Raw genomic sequence first — 672 nt, forward strand, 5'->3', positions numbered from 1 at the left:
GTCCATCGGGTTCATGCCGGCGGCAACCGACTTGTGGCCTTCCTGGACGATCGACTGCGCCAGAACGGTCGCGGTCGTGGTGCCGTCGCCGGCGATGTCGTTGGTCTTCGAAGCAACTTCGCGGACCATCTGCGCGCCCATGTTCTCGAACTTGTCTTCAAGCTCGATTTCCTTGGCGACGGTGACGCCGTCCTTGGTGATGCGCGGGGCGCCGAACGACTTGTCGATGACGACGTTGCGGCCCTTGGGGCCCAGCGTGACCTTCACCGCGTCGGCGAGGATGTTGACGCCGCGCAGCATGCGCTCGCGGGCGTCACGGGAGAATTTTACGTCTTTGGCTGACATGGTTAGCTCCTGGCAGGGCTCCAATCGAGCCCGAAAATGAGATTCAGGTGAGGGTAGGGCCGATGATCAGCCGATGATGCCCATGATGTCGGATTCCTTCATGATCAGAAGGTCTTCGCCATTGAGCTTGACTTCGGTGCCCGACCACTTGCCGAACAGGATGCGGTCGCCGGCCTTGACGTCCAGCGGGACCAGCTTGCCAGCTTCGTCACGAGCGCCGGAACCGACGGCGATGATCTCGCCTTCCTGCGGCTTTTCCTTTGCCGTATCCGGGATGATGATCCCGCCGGCGGTCTTGGATTCGGATTCGACCCGGCGAACGACCAC

The 672-nt window shown here is 61.9% G+C and carries 2 protein-coding genes; both read right to left on the reverse strand.

The window, feature by feature from the left end; translation table 11 throughout:
- A partial coding sequence (locus O7A60_RS31740; protein ID WP_337109589.1) for a TCP-1/cpn60 chaperonin family protein occupies positions 1 to 345 on the reverse strand: 345 nt, incomplete at its 3' end.
- Between the two features lie 66 nt (positions 346 to 411).
- A partial coding sequence (locus tag O7A60_RS31745; RefSeq protein ID WP_337109590.1) for a co-chaperone GroES occupies positions 412 to 672 on the reverse strand: 261 nt, incomplete at its 5' end.

The sequence above is a fragment of the Mesorhizobium salmacidum (SeqCode) genome (assembly GCF_037179605.1).
Taxonomy (GTDB): Bacteria; Pseudomonadota; Alphaproteobacteria; order Rhizobiales; family Rhizobiaceae; genus Mesorhizobium; species Mesorhizobium salmacidum.